At 62.1% G+C, this 17131-nt stretch carries 17 protein-coding genes and 1 pseudogene; 16 read left to right on the forward strand and 2 right to left on the reverse strand.

All coding sequences use genetic code 11. The annotated features are described in order from the left end of the window. The first annotated feature begins 101 nt into the window (after positions 1–101). Positions 102–911 (forward strand): IclR family transcriptional regulator, encoded by an 810-nt coding sequence (locus HB376_RS27905; protein ID WP_213766951.1) that lies wholly within the window; start codon positions 102–104, stop codon positions 909–911. On the opposite strand, the gene HB376_RS27910 is transcribed toward HB376_RS27905, so the two are convergent. Further along, a complete protein-coding gene (locus HB376_RS27910) occupies positions 902–2161 on the reverse strand; it encodes a LysR family transcriptional regulator (protein WP_213766952.1) in 1260 nt (419 codons plus the stop codon). The two genes, HB376_RS27905 and HB376_RS27910, sit on opposite strands and share 10 nt — an antisense overlap. A gap of 203 nt (positions 2162–2364) precedes the next feature. Between HB376_RS27910 and HB376_RS27915 the strand changes: the two genes are divergently transcribed. From HB376_RS27915 to HB376_RS27935, 5 genes are read left to right on the forward strand one after another with little or no spacing between them, the layout of a single operon-like run. Continuing rightward, the gene (locus tag HB376_RS27915; RefSeq protein ID WP_213766953.1) at positions 2365–3099 is read left to right on the forward strand and encodes a PIG-L deacetylase family protein; all 735 of its coding nucleotides are present in this window, start codon (positions 2365–2367) and stop codon (positions 3097–3099) included. Next, positions 3096–3791, forward strand: a complete 696-nt coding sequence (locus HB376_RS27920) for a 4-carboxy-4-hydroxy-2-oxoadipate aldolase/oxaloacetate decarboxylase (RefSeq protein ID WP_213766954.1) — start codon at positions 3096–3098, stop codon at positions 3789–3791. Before HB376_RS27915 ends, HB376_RS27920 begins: the two co-directional genes overlap by 4 nt. A 1-nt stretch (position 3792) precedes the next feature. Continuing rightward, positions 3793–4935 (forward strand): 4-oxalomesaconate tautomerase, encoded by a 1143-nt coding sequence (locus HB376_RS27925; RefSeq protein WP_213766955.1) that lies wholly within the window; start codon positions 3793–3795, stop codon positions 4933–4935. A 13-nt stretch (positions 4936–4948) separates the two neighbouring features. Next, a complete protein-coding gene (locus tag HB376_RS27930; RefSeq protein ID WP_213766956.1) occupies positions 4949–5686 on the forward strand; it encodes an alpha/beta hydrolase in 738 nt (245 codons plus the stop codon). Beyond that, complete coding sequence (locus HB376_RS27935; RefSeq protein ID WP_213766957.1) at positions 5683–6129, forward strand: nuclear transport factor 2 family protein; 447 nt, start codon at positions 5683–5685, stop codon at positions 6127–6129. The genes HB376_RS27930 and HB376_RS27935 overlap by 4 nt, the downstream gene beginning before the upstream one ends. Before the next feature lie 13 nt (positions 6130–6142). On the opposite strand, the pseudogene HB376_RS27940 reads toward HB376_RS27935, so the two are convergent. Next, a pseudogene (locus tag HB376_RS27940) lies at positions 6143–6345 on the reverse strand (IS5/IS1182 family transposase); the annotation flags it as partial. A 147-nt stretch (positions 6346–6492) separates the two neighbouring features. Here HB376_RS27940 and HB376_RS27945 point away from each other — a divergent pair. From HB376_RS27945 to HB376_RS27995, 10 genes are all read left to right on the forward strand, one after another. Then, on the forward strand, positions 6493–7539 hold the full coding sequence (locus tag HB376_RS27945; protein ID WP_213766958.1) for a 2Fe-2S iron-sulfur cluster-binding protein: 1047 nt from the start codon (positions 6493–6495) through the stop codon (positions 7537–7539). 274 nt (positions 7540–7813) lie between these two features. Next, positions 7814–9118: an MFS transporter gene (locus HB376_RS27950; RefSeq protein WP_213766959.1), complete on the forward strand. Its 1305-nt coding sequence runs from the start codon at positions 7814–7816 to the stop codon at positions 9116–9118. 38 nt (positions 9119–9156) lie between these two features. After that, positions 9157–9894: an alpha/beta fold hydrolase gene (locus HB376_RS27955; RefSeq protein ID WP_213766960.1), complete on the forward strand. Its 738-nt coding sequence runs from the start codon at positions 9157–9159 to the stop codon at positions 9892–9894. 725 nt (positions 9895–10619) lie between these two features. Beyond that, positions 10620–11906 (forward strand): aromatic ring-hydroxylating dioxygenase subunit alpha, encoded by a 1287-nt coding sequence (locus HB376_RS27965; RefSeq protein WP_213766961.1) that lies wholly within the window; start codon positions 10620–10622, stop codon positions 11904–11906. A gap of 5 nt (positions 11907–11911) precedes the next feature. Further along, positions 11912–13021: a zinc-binding dehydrogenase gene (locus HB376_RS27970; protein WP_213766962.1), complete on the forward strand. Its 1110-nt coding sequence runs from the start codon at positions 11912–11914 to the stop codon at positions 13019–13021. Beyond that, positions 13018–13548, forward strand: a complete 531-nt coding sequence (locus HB376_RS27975; RefSeq protein ID WP_213766963.1) for a hypothetical protein — start codon at positions 13018–13020, stop codon at positions 13546–13548. The genes HB376_RS27970 and HB376_RS27975 overlap by 4 nt, the downstream gene beginning before the upstream one ends. A gap of 90 nt (positions 13549–13638) precedes the next feature. Next, positions 13639–14568, forward strand: coding sequence for a hypothetical protein (locus HB376_RS27980; protein WP_213766964.1), 930 nt, complete (start codon positions 13639–13641; stop codon positions 14566–14568). A gap of 64 nt (positions 14569–14632) precedes the next feature. Further along, positions 14633–14992: a protocatechuate 3,4-dioxygenase gene (locus HB376_RS27985; protein ID WP_213766965.1), complete on the forward strand. Its 360-nt coding sequence runs from the start codon at positions 14633–14635 to the stop codon at positions 14990–14992. A gap of 3 nt (positions 14993–14995) precedes the next feature. Further along, positions 14996–15844 carry a class III extradiol dioxygenase family protein gene (locus HB376_RS27990; RefSeq protein WP_213766966.1) on the forward strand — a complete coding sequence of 283 codons (849 nt, stop codon included), beginning with the start codon at positions 14996–14998 and terminating at the stop codon, positions 15842–15844. A 66-nt stretch (positions 15845–15910) separates the two neighbouring features. Beyond that, on the forward strand, positions 15911–16930 hold the full coding sequence (locus HB376_RS27995; RefSeq protein ID WP_213766967.1) for a GTP-binding protein: 1020 nt from the start codon (positions 15911–15913) through the stop codon (positions 16928–16930). The last annotated feature ends 201 nt before the right edge of the window (positions 16931–17131 follow it).

Genomic DNA, 17131 nt, shown 5'->3' on the forward strand with positions numbered 1-17131 from the left:
GAAGTCGTCTTTTACCAATCTGTTGCCCTTTCGCGATGTTCCTGTATACAGAACAGGACATGTTAAAGTGGAACTTCTTGAGTTTCCCCTTGAACTGGCGGATGGCTAAATTGGACGCGAAAATCGTACAGAACGACGAAATGGAAGAGGACGGGCCGCGCAGGCTGTCATCGGTAACGGCGGCATTGCGGCTACTGAAGGTGTTCTCGGAACATGAGCCCGAGCTCGGCATCAGCGTATTGTCGAAACGGATGGGCGTTGCGAAGAGCACGGCGCATCGTCTATGCGCTGCGTTGCTCGCCGAAGGATTTTTGGAGCAGAACCCGGATAACGGACGTTATCGGCTCGGCATCCAGTTATTCTCGCTCGGCGGGCTCGTGCGCCGGCGTTTCGACGTGACGAAACAGGCGGTGCCGTTCCTGCATGGATTACGCAAACAGACGGACGAAACCGTGCACCTTGCGATTCTGGATGATACGAGCGTCGTCTACATGTTCAACCTCGAAAGCGAACAGGCCATCCGGATGCGCTCGTATATCGGTGTGCGCAAACCGGCCTGCTGTACCGCGGAAGGGCATGTACTGCTCGCGTCCTGCACGCCGGATGTCGTCTCGCGTGTGATCAAGCAAGGGCTCGTCGCGCGCACACCGAAATCCAACACCGATACGCAGGCGTTTCTGAAAGCGCTTGAAGAAGTGCGGTCCATCGGCTATGCGATCGACGACGAGGAATCCGAGGTAGGCATGCGCGGCATTGCTGCACCCGTGCGCGACATCAGCGGCAATGTGGTTGCGGCGATCGGTTTCGGCGGACCTGCGCAGCGTCTCACGAGGAAGACACTGCGTGCGGCGGCGCCGAACTTGCTTGCCGCCGCTAACGGTATTTCTTCAGCCCTTGGCTATCACCCTTGAGATGGTTCGCTGATATCGGCGACGACGGCGCGTACAGCGTCGAGCATTACGCGGGCGGCGGGCGACGGCTCCGCGCCGCGCCGCAACGTCAGCCCGATCGCACGTTCGGTGCTAGGCATTGCCACCGGCAGTACGGTCAAGACACCGGACTGAATTTCATGTTGCAACTGGTGGGCGGAAACGACAGCGATCATGTCGGTTGACATCAACACGCCGCGAATCACCGCCAGATCGGCGGATTCGATGACAGCAATGGGCGAGTCGATCCCCTCGCGGCGGAACAACGCATCGAGGAGCAGGCGAGCCGGGGTATGGTCGCGCGGAAGAATCCAGCGCGCGTCGCCGAGTTGGGCGAGCGTCAGCGACCACCGGCCGGCGAGCGGATGACCGGCGCGAGCGACCGCAACCATGCCTTCGGCCAGCAGCGTTTCGGTCACGATATCCGCGCGGTCGTCGCTCGGGCGTAACGCGCCGAGAATGAAGTCCACATCGCCAGCGCGCAACGCAGACACCAGCATTTCGTACGGGCTTTCATCCGTCGTGACCATGATGCCGGGCCACGCGGTCACGACCCGTGCGGCTGCGGCCGGGAGGATCGTCGTGCGGCCGAGCGGCAGGGCGCCCACTACTACGCGGCCGCCGATCGAGCCGCGCAGTTCGTTGATATCGTCGCGAATCTGGCGTAGTTCGTTCAGCGCGCGCCGCACGTGCAGCACGAACATGTCGCCTTCCGGCGTCAGCAGCAGTCCTTTGCCGCCGCGCTGGAAGAGTCGTAAGCCGGCGCCGGCTTCGAGGGTCTTGATCGCATGGCTGACCGCAGGCTGCGTGACGCCCGCGCTGCGCGCGGCGCTCGGCATGTGGCGGCTCTGCGCGAGCGTCGCGAGGATTTGCAACCGGCGTGTGCCGAGCAGATAACTGGGCAGCGAGCCCGGCTGCAGCGGCCGCACGCCGTCGCGGCGCGACGCGCACCAGCGAGCGAGCGCATGCAATTCATCGAATACCCGCTCCGCACGCGCGAGCACGCATTTCCCCGTTGGCGTCAGCAACATGCCCGACGTACGCCGCTCGAACAGCGGCGCGCCCAGATCCCGCTCCAGTTCCTGCACGGCCCGCGTGATCGCGGATTGCGCGCGGAACAACGTTTCCGCCGCGCGCGTCGCGCCGCCTTGCTGCGCCACTTCGACGAATGTGCGAAGACGGGCGAGATTCAGTTCGTCGCTGTCAGGTTTGAAATAGGAGCGTGTCGTCATGAGGAGGGCGCGGTGTGGATGGCGGCAGTGTCGTTGACGCGCGTGGCGCGCCGCATCAGGAATATACCCCTGTCGCTAGCCATCGATAAGTAAATTAGATGGGGTTTGTAGCACTGGGAACGCCATGCCGAGTCGTGTGCGAGTACGCTCTTCGTTCATCGAATCGTGGTTTCAAATCCTGACGCAATCTTTTAAAGGCACAGATGAGCACGGAAAAAATGTCGGCGTTGATTATCAGTGCGCATAGCGCGGATTTCGTGTGGCGGGCCGGCGGCGCGATCGCGCTGCACGCGCGTAACGGTTACCGCGTGAAGGTGGTGTGCCTCGCGTTTGGCGAGCGCGGCGAATCCGCGAAGCTGTGGCGCAAGCCGGGCATGACGCTCGAGAAGGTGAAGGCCGCGCGCCGCGAGGAAGCGGAGCGCGCTGGCGACGTGCTCGGCGCGGAGCTCGAATTCTTCGATCTCGGCGACTATCCGCTACGTGTCCCGGACGAAGCGCTGATGCGGCTCGTCGATATCTATCGCGAGCTGCAGCCGTCGTTCGTGCTGAGCCACTCGCTGAAAGATCCGTATAACTTCGACCACCCGCTTGCCATGCACGTCGCGCAGGAAGCGCGGATCATCGCCCAGGCTGAAGGCCACAAGCCGGGCGGGAAGATCGTCGGCGCGCCGCCGGTCTACGCGTTCGAGCCGCACCAGACCGAGCAGTGCGAATGGTCGCCGAATGTGTTTCTCGACATCACCGAGGTGTGGGACACGAAGCGTCGCGCGATCGAGTGCATGGCCGGCCAGGAACATCTGTGGGAATACTACACACGCGTGGCGCTGCAACGCGGCGTGCAGGCGAAACGTAACATCGGCATTACTGCGGCGCGCGATATCCGCTATGCGGAAGGCTATCAGCGCATCACGCCGCAAGTGATGGGAGACCTGTCGTGAACCGCGGCGTCGTGGTGCGTAACATCGGCCGCGCGGATGCCGCTGCGGTCAGGCTATTGGGCGTTGCGGGCAGTGCGACGGTGCACGAGGCGCAGGGCCGCCTCGGTCTTCTCGCGCCGTATCTGCGGCCGATCTGGACGGGCGCGGCGATTGCCGGCCCGGCGGTCACCGTGCTGGCGCCACCGTCGGACAACTGGATGCTGCACGTCGCCGTTGAGCAGTGCCAAGCCGGCGACGTGCTGGTTGTCGCGACCACGTCCGCGTGCGAGGACGGCTATTTCGGCGAGCTGCTGGCCACTTCGCTGGCGGCCCGCGGTGTGCTCGGGCTCGTCATCGACGCGGGTTGCCGCGACGTGCGGGCACTGGAACAGATGAAATTCCCGGTGTGGTCGAAGGCGATTTCCGCACAGGGCACCGTGAAGGAAACGCTGGGCTCGGTGAACGTGCCGGTCGTATGTGCGGGGCAACTGGTGAGCCCGGGCGACGTCGTGGTGGCGGATGACGACGGCGTCGTGATCGTTCCGGCCGCGCATGCGGCGCAGGTGGCCAGCGCGGCGCAGGAGCGGCTCGAAAAGGAGCAGCACACGCGCGAAGTGCTGGCGAGCGGCCAGCTCGGGCTCGACTACTACGGCATGCGCGAGAAGCTTGCCGCGAAGGGGCTGCGTTACGTCGATTCGTTGGACGGGATCTGAGATGCGCAGCGCAAGCCAGACCCGTATTCCGTGCGTCGTGATGCGCGGCGGCACATCGAAGGGGCTGTACTTCCTCGCGAGCGACCTGCCGCACGACGCCGCGGTACGCGATGCAGTACTGCTAGCCGCGATGGGCTCCCCCGACGCGCGCCAGATCGACGGCATGGGCGGTGCCGATTCGTTGACGAGCAAGGTGGCGATCGTGTCGAGCGCGACGCGTGCCGATGCCGACGTCGATTACCTGTTTGCGCAGGTAGTCGTGAACGAGCAGCGCGTCGATTACGGGCAAAACTGCGGAAACATTCTTGCTGGCGTCGGTGCGTTCGCGATCGAGCAGGGGATGGTGCCAGTGCGCTGCGCGCGCACGCCGGTGCGGATTCACATGCTCAATACCGGGCAGATTGCGGTCGCGCACGTGCCGACATCCGGCGGCTGCGTCGAGTACGCAGGCGATGTGCGGATCGACGGCGTGCCGGGCACCGCCGCCGGCGTGCCGATCGAGTTTCGTGATACAGCGGGGTCGACGTGCGGCGCGTTGCTGCCGACCAGCCATCTGCGCGACATGATCGACGGGGTGGAGGTGACGTGCATCGATAACGGCATGCCGCTCGTGATGATGCGTGCGCGCGACCTCGGCCGCTCCGGCTACGAGTCGCGCGACGAACTGGATGGCGACGTGGAATTGAAACAGCGCATCGAGGCGATCCGGCTCAAGGCGGGCCCGCTGATGAACCTCGGCGACGTCGCTCGGCGCACCGTGCCGAAGATGTGTATCGTCGCCGCGCCACAGAACGGCGGTACGTTGAGCACGCGGACCTTCATTCCGCACCGCTGCCATGCGTCCATCGGCGTGCTCGGCGCGGTGAGCGTCGCGACGGCCGCGGTGTTGCCGGGCTCGGTCTGCGACGGCATCGTGGCATTGCGGGACAGTGCGACGCAGCGGCTGTCGATCGAGCATCCGAGCGGCGAGTTTACGGTCGAACTGGAGCTCGGCGGTGAGCCGCATGCGCCGTCCGTGCAAAGTGCGGCGTTGCTGCGTACCGCGCGCTGGCTGTTCGACGGACATGTGTGCGTGGCGTCTGCCGTCTGGGACGGCCGCCGCAACGAAAATGAGCACGCAACGCACGCGTCGGGCAGCACCTGAGGATTTGAGGAAGATGAAACGCGAAACGCTTGTATTGATTCCGGGCTTGCTGTGCGACGCGACGGTATGGACTGACCAGTGCGAGGCGCTGGCGCCGTTGGCGGATTGCGTGGTCGCCGAACATGGCGATTGCAACTCGATCCGCGAGATGGCCGAACGGGCGCTCTCCAGTGTGGACGACGATGCGCTCTCGGTCGCGGGACACTCGATGGGCGGGCGCGTCGCGCTCGAAATGATGCGGCTTGCGCCGCATCGCATCGCGCGGCTCGCGCTGCTCGACACGGGTTACCAGCCGCTCCCGGCCGGTGAGGCAGGCGATCGCGAACGCGCGGGCCGGATGGCGCTCATTGCTTTGGCGCGACAGCAGGGTATGCGCGCGATGGGGCAAGCCTGGGCGCCCGGCATGGTGCTCGAAGAACGCGTCGGGACGCCGCTTTTCGAGCGCATCCTCGACATGATCGAGCGCAGCACGCCGGCGCGCTTCGAGGCGCAGATCGGCGCGCTGCTCGCGCGGCCCGACGCGGAACCGCTGCTCGCGCAGATTACCTGTCCAACGACGGTGATCTGTGGACGCGCCGACGGCTGGAGCCCGCTGGCGCGGCACGAAGCGATGCAGGCGGCGATTCAGGGGGCGACGCTCAGCGTGATCGAGCGTTCGGGCCATATGGCGACGATGGAGCAACCAGACGCCGTATCGGCCGCGTTGGCCGGGTGGCTCGCGCAGCCTGCAACTGGCGCGAAGCAAGGGTGAACGACACAGCACTGACCGACATCGAACGATTGATGATCGAGCGTGCGTGCTGCACGCTCGTGCAGCACGCGGCCGATGCGGTCGATGCCGCGAACGCGGACGAACTGACCCGGCTCTTCACTGGCGACGCACAGCTCTGGCGTCCGGGCGGGGGCCTGCTGACCGGGCGCGAGGCGATCCTCGCGTCGTATCGCGCGCGGACGGCCGATCGCATCACGCGGCACCTTATTGCCGGCACGTCGGTCGAGGTAGTGGGCGCAGAACGCGCGCGCGGGCTGAGTCGCGTGCTGGTGTGGAGCAGCAGCACCTCGGAAGCGCCTGGCCCGTTCGGCCGCCGTGCGACGCGCCAGGTGCTCGGCGCATTCGAAGACGAATTTGTGAAGCATGGCGCGGTGTGGTTGATTGCGAAACGCCACGCGTCTTTCGAGCTATACACGGAATAGACAAGAAACCGGTTCAAAACGAATGCTCTGCATGCCTGACGATGTTCCGGCAGACGAGGGGCACCCGAGTTTGAGGAATGCTTCGTGAATGTCGGCGCGCCGCTCAAAACGAATGCGAAGACGACGAAAGTTGTGGAGCCACGCGTGAATACGCTCGACCACCCGGCGAAATTTGTCGCGGCCCCTTCCGCGGTCGGTCCGACGCTTTGCGATCACCGATCCAATTAACGCCCACAGCTAGTCATCATTGGCCGGCGTGGCGATCCCCCTGGTTCCGGTTGTTCAGATAGCCAGGGTTGACAGCTTGCCGGAATAGTTAACAGCCCCCTCGGGGTCTTTTTGAAATGGTCTCCAAGCGAATCGATGTCCGAACTGACACACAACCTGACCCTGGAAGGCACCGAGGTCCAGTTTTCCTGTAACGCCGACGACACCGTCCTGCGCGCCGCATTGCGGGCCGGCATCGCGTTTCCCTATGAATGCAATGTCGGCGCGTGCGGCAACTGCAAGTTTCAGTTGATTGAAGGTGAACTCGGCAATAAGTGGCCTGAAGCGCCGGGCTGGACGGACAAGGATCGCGAGCGCGCCCGCCTTCTCGGCTGTCAGTCGGTCCCCCACGGCGACTGCACGATCAAGGTCCGGACTTCGGCGCAGTACGCGCCGGTCCACACGCCGCGGCGTGTGTCGGCGACCTTGACGGAACGCCGTGACATCACGCACGACATCTGCGAATTCCGATTTGCGATCGACACTCCGATGCCGTTCGAGCCGGGCCAGTACGCGCTGCTGACGCTGCCCGGCGTCAGGGGGGCGCGCGCGTATTCGATGAGCAATATTGCCGATCCCGCTTCGCCGTCGCTGCACTTCCAGGTGCGCCGCGTGCCTGGCGGCGAGGGCAGTAGCGTGCTGTTCGACGTGATGCGACCTGGCCAGCGCATCGAGATCGACGGTCCTTACGGCCATGCGTGGCTGCGTCGCGAAGTGAAGCGCGATATCGTCTGTCTCGCCGGCGGTTCCGGTCTTGCGCCGATGATCTCGATTGCGCGCGGCATGGCCGCCGATCCCGCGCTGCGCGACGTCAAGCTGCATTTCCTCTATGGCGGCCGGAGCGGCAAGGACCTGTGTGGTAAGGATATGCTCGAAGCACTGCCGGGCTTCGGCGAGCGGATCCGCTATTACGCGGCGGTTTCGGCGCCAGAAGTCAACGAAGGCGGGCAGGCCGGTGCGGCGGCCATCGCCGTGAATCATCTTGGGTTCGTTCACGAATTGGCCAACGCGTTGCTCGGCAAGCGCCTGCGCGACATGGAGATCTACTTCGCAGGACCGCCGGCAATGGGGACCGCGGTGCAACAGATGCTGCTGGCTCATCGAGTGCCGTCCGACCGCATGCATTTCGACCAGTTTTATTGATGCCTGTGCCTATGACTGTGGGTACCGCGGTAATGACAAGGCCGGAAAAAGACCGTAAGAGAGGAATGCTTGATCGGCATACCCTAGCTTGCCTATGAGTCGGCGCAAGAAAGATTCGACCCTTTATATTGAATTATTAGAGCAGAAATCATGATAATTCTGCGACTTGGAGGAGCATATGACAGGTAACGATCACGTCGAAATCGGTGCGCTTATCGACGAGACAGGTCTGACGAGATTCAATATCGGTCTCACGGTATTTGCGTTTTTCGTGATGGTGTTCGATGGCTACGATGTGAGCTCGCTGGCTTTCGCCGGGCCGAGCATCATCAAGACCTGGCATTTGGCAAACAGGGGTATTTTAGGTCCGATTTTCAGCGCGAGCCTGTTGGGCATGATGTTCGGCGCACCGATCCTGGGCTGGGTTGGCGACCGCGCCGGACGAAAGGCCGCCGTTGCTATTGCCTGCGTGATCATGGGTGCCGCCAGTCTGGCCTGTTCGGTATCGACGGAACTGTGGCAACTCGTCGTCCTGCGATTCGTGACCGGCCTCGGGATGGGTGGTCTCGCGCCCAACATGATCTCGTTGGTCGCCGAATATGCCCCGAAGCGGTTCCGGGCGACCATGGTCATCTGCATGTACACCGGCATCACATTGGGCGGCGCCGTGGTTGGCGCGGTCGCGGCGGGACTGGTCGCCGCCTTTGGCTGGCAGGTGCTCTTTCTCATCGGGGGCGCGGGTCCGCTGGTCATGGCGCTGCTCGTGACCTTGTTCATGCCGGAGTCGGTCAAGTTCCTGGCAACGCATCGCAGTGGCCAGCGTCGTATCGCCGCCCTGGTTTCCCGTTTTGCCAAAACAAAATTCAGCCCCGGCACAACGTTCTATCTCGTCGACGAAGCGGCGGGGAACGCACCGGCCAAGCGGATTACCTCGCCCGCCTTTCTCTTTTCGAAGGGGCTCATCCTCGCGACCTTGTCGTTGTGGATCTGTATGGCGGGAGGACTGATGGGCTACTACTTCCTCATGAACTGGACGCCGATTTTGTTCGAGCAGGCCCATGTTGCGCCATCGGTGGCGGCTCTGGCGACCACGATCTTCCAGATTGGCGGCACGGTTGGTGGTCTCACCCTGAGCCGGCTGATCGACCGGCGCGGCGTCGGCGCGATTGCGGTGCTGTTCCTGGCGGCGGTCCCGATTATTGGCACTGTTGGTCTCTTGACGGACTCGAAGCCCTTGCTGTTCGCGGGGATGTTCCTTGCCGGCTTCTGCGCGCTGGGCATCCAGTTTGGTGTCAATGCGATCGCATCGATCGTCTACCCCACCTATTGCCGCACGTATGCGTTGGGTTGGGCCTTTGCCGTGGGGCGTGTTGGCGCTGTCGTTGGTCCGGTGGTCGGCGGTTTGATCGTGGAGCTCCATATCCCGATCCAGGTCATCTTTTACGTCGCCGCGATCCCGTTCGCAATCGGTTTGATCGGCAGCGTCATGTTGGGGCGTGCGTATTCGACGATGGCTGCAAGCAACCGATTATCGAACGGTGATATCGAAATGACCTCTGTAATACGCTGTTCGAACTGAACCGGGTGCATCGACGAAAAAACTAAGAAGTTCTATCAATGGCGAACTTCATTCTGGTTAGCGGCGCGTGGCATGGGAACTGGTGTTGGGAGTACCTGGGCCCATTGCTTCGGCGTTCAGGTCACTACGTCCTGACGCCCAATCTGGCGGGGATGGGCTCCGATGAACGAGAACTCCCAAAGGACGACGCGCTTCGCGTCTGGGCAGACGATATCGCCGATCTGGTTCGGGAACAGGAAGAACCGGTCATCCTCGTAGGGCATAGCCGAGGGGGAATCGTCATCAGCGAGGTAGCGGAACGCGTTTGCGACAGGATTGGATTGCTCGTTTATCTTGCTGGTTATCTCGTGCCGTCCGGACGTACTCTGGCAGAGATGCGTAACACGATACCGAGTGCCGTAACGGCCAAAAGAGACCAAGTCGTCCGATTGAGTGGCGACGGACTGTACACGACAGTTGCTCCAGGCGCGTCGCGCGAGTTCTTCTACAACCGCACGTCGGACGATCGGCTTTTGCATGTCGAGCAGAACCTGTCGCGTGAACCTGTCAGCCCGTCCACATGCCCCCTTGTGCTGAGCGATGAGCGCTATGGAACGGTGCCTCGGGCCTACATCGAAACACTGCACGATCGAGCGATCTCTATCGACCTCCAGCGCTGGATGCACACGTTACAGTCGTGTGAGCACGTGATCACGCTAGATTCTGACCACTCGCCGTTCTATTCAGCGCCGGCCGAGCTCGCGGGCGCTTTGAACTCTCTCGCACACGCCGTCTGAACTGAACCCTAAGCGTTGGACATGAATTCCGGCCCTTGGGGTTTTTCATGGCGAAATACGAAGAGCGACTCAACTTAGAAGTCTTTGAGCGCCTCGGATCCCAAACGGCGAGAGATGACCCGGGCTGCATTGAGCACGAAGGGGATATGCTTTGGGATGACCTCATCGGACAAGCGATGCGTGGGTCCCGCGAGCCTGATCGCCCCAACAACTTGCCGATTGGCGCCAAATATTGGCGTCCCTAATGATCAAACGTATGTCAACCTCATATCGTTCGGTTTCCTTAGCAAGTCCGTCCTGGCGTGTTTGGGCAAGCGCCTCGCGAGATAGTCTGGATCGGTCTTCGTCGCGGGCGTACGAGGTTCCACGTGCCCAAGCGCTTCGCCATCGTGGTTATGCCGATTTCGGTGTCACCGACCCAAAAGACTTCCGCAGGCGCACGTCTTGAATTACGGTGGAAGAACCGGTTTCACGCATAGGAAACTGCATTTTTGATCGGGAATGATTGCGCCGACCAGCGGTAAGCCCAAGGCATTTTCCGTCGCCTCTCGCCACAATGTCGGTTCCATCCTTGACTTGTCTATGCCTCAGGAAGACAATCATCGTTATTAAGAACGGTGTTTCACATAAAGGAACGCCGCAAGTCCGAAATTCGGAAGTGGGTTGCGCTAAGCCGTCGGCATTTGCCGTCGGCGGCAGGCGCTCTTTTTTGCTCAGGAGACGAAATGCTCAGGCAGGAACAAAACGATTACGTGACGCAGACCGGCGCGGGTACGCCGATGGGCAATCTGTTTCGCAGCTACTGGATCCCAGCCTTGCTGGCCGAAGAGTTGCCGGAGGCCGATTGCCCGCCCGTGCGGGTCAAGCTGTTGTCGGAGCGCTTGCTGGCCTTTCGGGATAGCGAAGGCAAGCTGGGTTTGATCGACGAATTCTGCGCCCATCGCGGTGTTTCGCTTTGGTTCGGGCGTACAGAGGAAGGCGGTATCCGGTGCCCCTATCATGGCTGGAAATACGATGTGTCCGGCCAGTGTGTCGACGTGCCGTCGGAGCCTGCGGAAAACGGCTTTTGCAAGCGCATCAAGCTCAATTCGTATCCTCTGATCGAGAAGGGCGGCATCCTCTGGACTTATATGGGCGACCCTGCCAAGCAGCCGCCGCAGCCGGAGTACGAATTCGCGAGCGTTCCGCTCAGACAGAGCTTCGTTTCCAAGCGCTTTCAGGAATGCAACTGGTTGCAGGCGATGGAGGGCGGCATTGACTCCGCTCACGTTGCCTGGCTACATCGCGCCGATATCGACGAGGATCCGCTGGTGTCGGGCGCTCCGGGCAACAAGTACAACACCAGCGATCTGCAGCCTGTCTTCGAGGTCGTCGAATCCCCGGGAGGTCTCTATATCGGCGTGCGCCGCAACGCGGAGGACGACCGGTATTACTGGCGTGTCACCCCTTGGGTCATGCCCTGCTTCACTGGCGTGCCGCCGCGCGGCGATCATCCGATCCACGGCCACTTCTGGATCCCGATAGACGACCATCATTGCTGGGCATGGAGTTACGACTTCCATCCTCAGCGTGAGCTGACTGACCGGGAGCGCCGGCTGATGAAGGAGGGCAACGGCATCCATGTCAGCTACGTCCCTGGCACGTACATCCCGGCCTCGAACAAGAACAACGACTACCGGATCGACCGTGAGGCCCAGCGTTCCAATCGAACCATCAGCGGCATCTGGGGCGTGGGCTTCCAGGATGCGGCCCTGCAGGAGAGCATGGGGCCGGTCTGCGACAGGACGAAGGAGAACCTCGTCGGCACCGACAACGGCATCATCATGGCGCGTCACCGCCTGATGAAGGCGGCGAAGGCGCTGGCCGAGAAGGGCGTGACGCCGCCTGGCGTCGATCCGGTCCACCATCGTGTCCGCCAGGCGACCTTCTTCTTGAAGCGCGATGAGCCCTTTGCCGAGAAGGTCATGGGCACGATGCCCCATGAGCAGGGCGCGCCCCTGATTACGGTTTAACCGGCATGAGTGATTCAACTGTTCTCGCCGCCGTGGCGGTGTTGCCGGGCGTCACGGAATTGCGTGACTTGCCTAGGCCTGCGCTCAGCTCCGTCTCAGGGTTGCTCGAAGTCGAGGTGACCGGAGTCTGCGGCAGCGATTGGGGCTTCTACGACCAGTTTGTCCGCGCTCGCGGCCCGCTGGTGATCGGGCACGAGACTGTGGGCCGTATCGCTGAAGCGGGGCGCGATGCGTTGGCGGCCTGGGGTCTCAAGGAAGGGGATCGTGTGGTATTGGAAGAGTATGTCCCCTGTGGCCACTGCGAATTTTGCCGCTCGGGTGAATTCCGTCATTGCAAGATGACGGAATGGCGCTCGGGCGGCCTGCGCTATGGAGCCACCGAGTTCGATCGCGCGCCGGGTCTTTGGGGCGGCTTCGCTCAATATCAGTACCTTCATCCGAACACCGTCTTTCATCGGGTGCCAGATGACCTGGAAGGGCGTTACGCGGCCCTGGCGCTCCCCGTGGCCAACGGTATCGAGTGGACCCGTCTCCATGGCAAGGCTGGACCGGGCGATATCGTCGTTGTACAGGGGCCCGGTCAGCAGGGACTGGCGTGTGTGATCGCGGCCAAGGCTGCCGGCGTAGCCATGATCGTCGTGACAGGGCTGTCCAATGACAACGATCGTGAGCGCCTCAGGTTCGCCCGCTTTCTCGGAGCCGATCATACGATCGAGATCGGCAAGGACGATCTGCTCGAAACCCTCGCCGAGATAACGAACGGCCGTATGGCCGATCTGGTTCTCGAGTGCACGGGTGCCGAGGCGGCGGTGAATTCGGCATTCCAGATCGTGCGGAAAACCGGACGTGTTGTGTTGGGCGGCCATCTGTCGAAGCCGATGGAATCTTTCAACGTCAACCAGATCGTCAACAAGTTCCTGACCGTGCGCGGCATGCGGGGCCATAGCTACCAGTCTGTGGAGCTGGCGTTGGGCATGATCCAGCGCAATGAGCACAACATTCGCGAGATGAGCACGAAAGTGTTCCCCCTTGAGGCCACGGATGCCGCGATTCGCGCTCAGGCTTCCCTCGGCTCCGAGCCGGTCATCCATTGCTGCGTGGACCCCTGGTCATGAGCGTCTCTTCCGGTTACAGCCTCAGCGAATGCGCACGCGCGACGAGCGCCTACGAATCGCGTTTTCGCGTGCAGCAACCCAATTCGTCGAAACGCCGCATCGGCATCGTCGCTCTCGGTCGTTCGAGCGGTCAGGCGATCGAAGGGATTGCCCGTCGTGCGGGGGCCTGGGTGACATGCTTCGTCGCGCTGGAACCCGGGTTGCCGGTAGAAAAGCCGGCCATCGAAGCCGGGCCCCATCTCGCGCATCTTGAAGGCGGGGCTATCACGCCCGAGGACCTTGTCGGGGCCGTCGAGGCCGTAATCTTGGTGGCATCGGTGCACGATGTGGATACCGGCGCCGCCCGCGCCATCGTGGACGCCGGCCGGCCAATGCGCCGCTCGATGATGGCGGTGGTCCTGTCGGAGCAGGGGCACGGTGTCGAGCTGCGCGACAACTTCACCCAGCTTCGCCCGCACATGCAGATGCTCGTCGTCACGAGCGAGTCCAGCTATCTCGACACCTTGCTGACATCGTTCGGCGTTTAATCATTCAAGGCTTTTCCCATGACAGCCAGTAAGTTCGATCTCAGCCTTGCTCTCTCGGACAACGAGCGAACGCGCCCGATCATCGACGGCTTGGTCGATGTAGACGGCATTCGCTTGGCGACCACCGTGCTGCACCCTTCCGAGATGTTCTGGCGCCAACTGAAATTCGCCGAATTCGACGTCTCGGAGATGTCGCTGGCCTCGCTGTTCATCGCGGCATCGCAGGGCGACTTCCGCTGGGTGGCGATTCCGGTGTTCACCATGCGCCGCTTCTTCCACACGCTTGCCTTTGTCCGCGATGACCGCGGCATCGAAGGGCCGGCCGATCTCAAGGGCAAGCGCGTCGGCGTGCCGGAATACCAGCAGACATCGGCCGTCTGGTCACGGGGCATCTTCCAGCATGCGTTCGGTCTCGATCCGCGCGACGTGGAATGGCACATGGAACGGATGCCCGACATGAGCCACGGCGGTGCGACTGGCTTCCAACCGCCGGGCGGGATCAGGCTCGAGCGGATCCCGCCCGAAAAGAATATCGGCTCGATGCTGGCGTCCGGCGAACTGGATGCGACGGTGCTTTACCTGAACGAACCGAACCTGATAGATCGCAGCCGCATCGACCTCGCGTCGGTGAAAATCATCCGGCCGCTGTTCCGCGATGTCGTGGCCGAGGGGCGCCGGTATCTTGGCGAGACCGGCATCTACCCGATCAATCACACCCTGGTGATGCGGCGTGAGCTGCTGGAACGTCATCCCTGGATCGCGCTCAATCTGCAGACGGCCTTCCAGAAGGCGAAGGACCTCGTATTCCGCCAAACCTGGGGCGCGATGCAGCCATGGATCGAAGCCGGCAATGTGGATGGCGGGGACAACTTGCGTCAGCCGCCCGATCCCATGCCTTACGGCGTCAAGGCCGCGCGTCCGGTTCTGGAGGCGATCACGCTGTATCTCCACGAGCAAGGGCTGACCCCGTCGCGCGTCGATATCGACTCGGTTTTCGCGCCGAGCGCGCTGGATATATGACGCACTCAACGGATTGGGCGATATCCCCGTCCTGTACAGGGATGCAGTAGGAAGAGAGGACGCGATGAGTAGACAAATCGATTTCGAGGCGATGCCGAAGGGCACATACGCCAATTGCGGCCAGCCCGCTCAGCAGGCGCTGCGCTTTAATCGCTTCTGCTACGACTTGCGCATTCCGGAGAACCGCGAGGCCTTCAAGACAGATCCCGAAGCGGCGATGGCCCGCTATGGGCTGGACGAGACCGAGCGGGTCCTGGTGCGCCAGCGTGACTGGCTGGGGCTGGTACGGCGTGGTGGGAATGTCTTTGTGCTGCTGCGCTTGTCGCAGCTCTGCGGCCACAATCTGACCGAGACCGGCGCGCAGATGCGCGGCGAGACCCTGGAGCAATATCTGGCTTCGCGCCAGGTGACGAAAGGAACTTGATATATGGGACGGATTATTGGTGGGCTGGGCTCGCCTCATGCGCCGTCGATCGGTGCGTTGATCGACAAGGGCGATTGGGATTCGCCCGATTGGAAGAAGCTGATGGACGGCTATAAGCCGATGCAGGCCTGGCTATCGGATCGTAAGCCGGACGCGGCGATCCTGATCTACAACGATCACGTCACGACCTTTTTTTTCGAGACCTATCCAACATTCGCGCTCTCGATCGCGGCTGAGCATCGCATTGCGGATGAAGGTTTTGGTCCTCGGCCGCTGGCACCGATCCCGGGCAACAGCGAATTTGCATGGCATATCGCTCATAGCCTCGTCGACGACGAATTCGACATCACGCTCTGCCACGACATGCCGCTCGATCACGGCGCGTTGACGCCTGTTTCGGCGCTCTGGCCCGACCGGTCGCGGCCCTGGCCGTGCCCAATCCTGCCGATCGCGGTCAATGTGCTGCAGTTCCCTGTGCCATCGCCGCGCCGGCTCTGGCGCCTGGGCCAGGCACTGCGCCGCGCGGTCGAGAGCTATCCGGCCGATTTCGACGTGGTTGTGCTCGGCACTGGCGGGCTCTCGCACCAACTGCATGGCGAGCGCTTCGGTTACAAGAACTACGAATGGGACATGGAATTCCTCGATCTGCTGGAATCCGATCCCGAGAAACTGGCCTCGCTCAGGCTGCAGGACTTCATCGTCCGAGGAGGAGCTGAAGGTGCCGAGGTCATCATGTGGCTGGCGATGCGCGGGGCGCTGTCGCCCCAGGTCCGTTGCATTCATCGCAATTACCACGGGCCGCTCCACACGGGCTTTGCTCAAGTCATCTATGAGGAAATTGCCCATGTTTGATTGCACGCCTGATCTCTTGCCCGGCCTCCCATGCGATGTGTCGGGTGAATGGGAAGCGAGCCGATAATGGCCGAGATTCGAACCTCGCCAATCCTGCTGATCACCGGTTTCCTGGGCAGCGGCAAGACCACGCTGCTGGCCCAATGGCTGCGTTCGCCGGCGCTCTCGGGAGCGCTGGCAATCGTCAATGAATTTGGCGAAGTCGGTATCGACGATCGCCTGATCCAAAGCTCGAGCGAGCAAACGCTGTTGCTCGAGAACGGCTGTGCCTGCTGTACCGCGGGCGAAGACCTGGCGGCAACGCTCGAACGCCTTTTTTGGCAGCAATTGAGCCGCGAAATTCCGCCGATATCCTGGGTGCTGATCGAGACGACGGGAGTCGCTGATCCAGGACCGATCCTTGACATGCTGGCTCGGCATTCGTTGCTTGCGGAGCGTTATCGTATCGCCGGAACGGTGACAATGCTCGACGCACGCAGCGGGCCGGCACAGGTGGCAATGCATGAGGAGTGCCGCCACCAAGTCGAACAAGCCTCCTTGATGGTCGTCACGAAAACCGACCTCTCGAATGCCCAACAGATGGCGGATGCGGAAGCGGTGATCCGAAGATTGTCGCCGCATGTCCCTATCTTGAAGTCGGCCAAGGCATCGCTGCCGATCGAGGGGGTGCTGGAGCTTTTGGCTGTTCCGTTGGAAGCATTGCCACGGGTGCATCGGGGGCATGCGGCACATGACCATGATCATCACGCGCATGACCACACGGCGACGATCGACAGCGCATTTCTGGGTTTGCCCGACGACGTCGACATCGACCGGATCGCACCTGCGCTGATTCAGGCACAGCATCGTTTTGGGCCGGCACTTTTGCGTCTCAAAGGCATCGTCATGGCGCGCGGCGGCTTGTACGGTGTCCAGCTCGACCCAGGGGGAGGCGGGGTGGAGGTGGCGGCTTTATCTCCTGGCGCGTCTAAAGCACCACTCCGTCCAGGCTTCACCATCATCACGCGAGGCGTGGCTGCGGCGGAGATTGCAGAGTGGGTGGCGGCTAACACAACGAATTCCGGTTGTGCGCGGCGAGTGAAATAGAGCAGAGCCTTAGCCGGCGGGCTTCCTAGACAATTAATTGATTTGACATAGTTAACATGATCGGCTTTTTTAAAGTATCGCGCCGATCGTTTTCCGAAGAACTCGTCTGCGAGGGCGATTGGCTTTGCTTCATGCGATTAAGCAAGCAATGATCATCCAACCTTGGTGCGGCAATAATGAATGATCGCATTTGTTTGTAAC

Source organism: Caballeronia sp. dw_19 (assembly GCF_018449515.1).
In the GTDB taxonomy this organism is placed as follows: Bacteria; Pseudomonadota; Gammaproteobacteria; order Burkholderiales; family Burkholderiaceae; genus Caballeronia.